A 3,870-nucleotide genomic window follows, 5' to 3' on the forward strand; every position below is an offset into this window, starting at 1 on the left:
TGTTAGGCACGCCGCCAGCGTTCATCCTGAGCCAGGATCAAACTCTCAAATAAAAGTTGTTACCTGCTCAGACTAATCATTATCTGAATATCTGGCTTGGTTTGTTTGTGTTTAATTCTTAAAGAATTAATTTATTGTTAACCTACTGTTTAATTTTCAAAGTTCTTTCTTACAACTTCTTTAAGTTTATCAAAGTTATTCATCTTTGTCAACAACCTTTTTAAATAATTTAACTTAGGTTATCTTTTTCTTAAAGACAAGTACAATTCTATCACCATAAAAAAGTATTGTCAATAGCTTTTTAATCTATTTATATTATTTTTATTTTTCTGAGAAATATACATAATAAATTATTAAACTTATCATACCTAATTTAATTCATCTATGGCTAAATATTTCAGAAATAAATAAATTAATTCACATTACTTAAACCACTGAGTGAAGGATACACTTCATGCCACCAACAACTTCGCCAGTTGCTCAAGTAACAAAGTTGGAAATTAGAAAGCTGTAGAATGTACACTCTACAGCTTTTTAATTTAAATATTTATATATTAAATCTTACTTATATATATTTAATCTAAATAATGAATATAGCTACTATTGTTGTTACTACAAACCCTACCATAATTGGTATAAAGTTTCTCTTAGCTAATTCCATAGGACTAACACCACATATTGCCGCTGCTGCAACTAATGACCAAGGTACTAAACATCCTCCTCCGACCCATGTGGCTGCTATTTGACCTAATGCTGTAAGTACAGCTACATTCACATTTATAGCATTCCCAAATACTAAAGCTAATGATCCAGCTAATGACATACCTGAAAATCCTGAGCCATCAAGTCCTGTAATTGCACCAACTACAGTTTCTATACTCGCCGCAGCTACATTATTAAATGGTACAGATTGAGATAAAGCAATACCTATGTCTGCTAGTAAACCTTCAGATCCTGGTGCTAATACTTCTCCAAAAGCTGTTACAACATGAACATCTCCCAAATAGAAAAAAGCTGCTATAGGAATAATTACGCCAAATATACTAATTGCAAAACCAAGCCCATGTACAACATGTTCTGCAACTTTGTCAAAGCTCTTTTTAGGGTTATTTAATCCATTAATAAATATTAATAAAGATATTGCTGTACCTCCTAATAAAGCGGTCGCATCTCCACCCTTTAAATCTAACATAGACATAGCTACAATATCTAATATAAATGCAATACCTACTACTAGAACTGATATTTTAGCTTTTAAATCCACTTCTTTTACTTCTATTTCAACTTCTTTAGAAATTGCTAATTCTTCGTCAAACATACCATTTTTCATATCTTTTCTAAGCATATAAAATGATACTGATATTGTTACTATAGCCATTATCCAAAACAATGGCATCCCTTGATTTATAACCGATTCCACTGGTATACCTGCTGCTCCTGCTGTAATAGCTGGTGCTCCTTGAATGATAAAATCTGTAGATAATGCTAATCCATGTCCAAATAAATTGATAGCTACGGCTAAACCCATTGCAGGAAGTCCTGCTCTAATAGCTATAGGTAAAAAAATAGCTCCTACTAATGCACAAGCTGGTGATGGCCAGAAAAATGAAGACATTATGAACATTACTATACCTGCAGCAAAAAATGCAGTTACAGGTTTTTTTATTACCTTCACAAATGGTCTTATCATAAAGTTAATAGCATTTATCTCTTCTAAAGCCTTCGATAATGCAACCATAATTCCTATGATTAAAATTATACCGCCCAATTCATTAAGCGCTACTACAAAAGAATTGAAAATTCCATTTAATGCGCCTGTAAAACTATTTGTAAAATATAATCCTAAGAAAAATATACCTAATATACATGGTACTACACTTTCTTTTTTCATAATCATGGAGATTAATATAATAACCATGAATATAATATAGATGTAATGTGCTCCTGTCAAAACCATAATAAACTACCCCTTTTATCCAATAAGATAATAGTATTATATGGTCTTATAAAAAATATGTTCCTTTACTAAGCATCTGTTAGTTTATAAACTTATAAAGCTTAATAAATATAATTAAAATTTGTTATATTATATGAAAAAATATATAACCTAATAATAGAAAAACTATTTTCTCGTATAAAGTATATTTTAAATCAAAATTATTTCCAATAAATAGATAAATCTTATAACAGTTTCAAAAAGATTTTGATATAATCTTTTTATTGATAATATAAATAGGAGGACTTTATGAAAAGGGAATTTCAAATTAGCTATAAAAAAGAGATTCTACGATTTGCCCTATTACTTGGGGAACAAATGTTAACTAACGGTGCAGAAACATCCAGGGTTGAAGATAGTGTTCTTAGAGTTTGCAAATCTAGAGGGTTTAAACATGTAAATGTATTTACTACACCAACTTGTGTAATTATCTCTGACGAAAAATTCGATGGTCTAACCTTTATGAAAACTATTTCTAAAAGGACAATCAATTTAACTAAAATTGATAGATTAAATGATATTTCTAGGGAGTTTGTACAAAATGAAGATGTAGATCCTCTACAAGCTATTGATAAACTAAAAGAAGTTGAAGCAGTAAAAGATTATAATCAATTTATATATTTTGCTGGTACTGCTATGGCATCAGCTTCATTTGCCTATTTAATAGGTGGTACTACTGTACTAGACTTCATTTTAACATTAATAATAGCAAGCATTGGAGTTATTATTTATAATAAAATAATGAAATTGAATGGAATAACATTTTTCGCAACACTAATGAGTTCCTTTTCAATAGCAGTGCTTGGTAACTTATTAGTAAATTATAATGTTTTACAAAATTCTACTTCACTAATAGTTGGTTCCATAATGCCACTTTTACCTGGAGTTTCTTTTATAAAAGGTCTTAGGGACTTAATTTCCGGAAATTTGCTAGCAGGAATTTCTAGAATCATAGAGGCATTTTTAATTGCTGCTGCTATAGCCGTTGGTGTCGGTGTAGTTCTTGACCTAACTCATAGATTTGGAGGTTAATTAAATGACTTTAAACACACTTATTACTAATTTTATTTTTTCTGCTTTAGCTACAGCAGGATTTTCAATATTTTTTAATTCTCCAAAGCGTTCATTAATTCCTGTTGGAGTTATTGGAGGTATTGGTTGGACTATATACATGATTCTATTTGATATATCAGAAAATGCCATATTAGCTAATTTTTTTGCAGCAAGCTTTATCTCATTAGTCAGTGAGATACTTGCAAGAAAAATGAAATTCCCTGCTATTATCTTCGCCATACCAGGAATATTACCTTTGATACCTGGACTTGGACTTTATAAAACTATGCTTTTTTTAGTTGAAGGTAATTATACTGATGCTGTGTCAGTTGGTACTAACGCAGTTTTTGTAAGTGCTTCAATAGCTATGGGAGTACTTTTAATTACATCTTTAGTAAATACTTATTATATAATTAGAACTAAAATAATAAATAAAAAACTTCAATTAAAAAAATTAATTAAATAAAAATTTGTTTAACCTATGTCACAAATGACTTTGTAAGTCACTCTAGTAACGTGTTAAATAAATATTTTTAAATTAATAGAGTGTAATTTATAATTTATCAAAAACATATAAACTATAAATTGCATAACATATAAATAAAGAAGTATTTAACTATAAACGTTAAATACTTCTTTTCTATAAATTAAAGATATCTACTTTTCTATTATTCTTGTTACAATTGGTATATAATCTCTACTATCTCTAAATTTCTTATCATTTTTATTTAATATCACATAAGAAATAAAAGTACATATTAATCCCACAACACCGCTAATCAGTTCAATTTTCCCTGAATAATTTATCCAGTCTAATATAA

Annotated in this window: 3 protein-coding genes; 2 read left to right on the forward strand and 1 reads right to left on the reverse strand. The window is 29.0% G+C overall.

From position 1 onward, the window contains the following. Window positions 1-580: 580 nt before the first annotated feature. On the reverse strand, window positions 581-1,957 hold the full coding sequence (locus J7G74_RS14210) for a hypothetical protein (RefSeq protein ID WP_297136540.1): 1,377 nt from the start codon (window positions 1,955-1,957) through the stop codon (window positions 581-583). A 288-nt stretch (window positions 1,958-2,245) separates the two neighbouring features. On the opposite strand from J7G74_RS14210, the gene J7G74_RS14215 reads away from it, so the two are divergent. Beyond that, complete coding sequence (locus tag J7G74_RS14215; protein WP_297136541.1) at window positions 2,246-3,028, forward strand: threonine/serine ThrE exporter family protein; 783 nt, start codon at window positions 2,246-2,248, stop codon at window positions 3,026-3,028. 4 nt (window positions 3,029-3,032) lie between these two features. Beyond that, entirely contained in the window at window positions 3,033-3,515 is a 483-nt protein-coding gene (locus J7G74_RS14220; protein ID WP_297136543.1) for a threonine/serine exporter family protein, read from the forward strand. Window positions 3,516-3,870: the final 355 nt, after the last annotated feature.

This window comes from Terrisporobacter sp., from assembly GCF_017888745.1.
Taxonomy (GTDB): Bacteria; Bacillota; Clostridia; order Peptostreptococcales; family Peptostreptococcaceae; genus Terrisporobacter.

Excerpts from the sequence above, each read along its gene's own strand:
- J7G74_RS14210 (WP_297136540.1), bottom strand. The coding sequence starts at position 1,957 with ATGGTTTTGACAGGAGCACATTACATCTATATTATATTCATGGTTATT.
- J7G74_RS14215 (WP_297136541.1), top strand. The coding sequence starts at position 2,246 with ATGAAAAGGGAATTTCAAATTAGCTATAAAAAAGAGATTCTACGATTT.
- J7G74_RS14220 (WP_297136543.1), top strand. The coding sequence starts at position 3,033 with ATGACTTTAAACACACTTATTACTAATTTTATTTTTTCTGCTTTAGCT.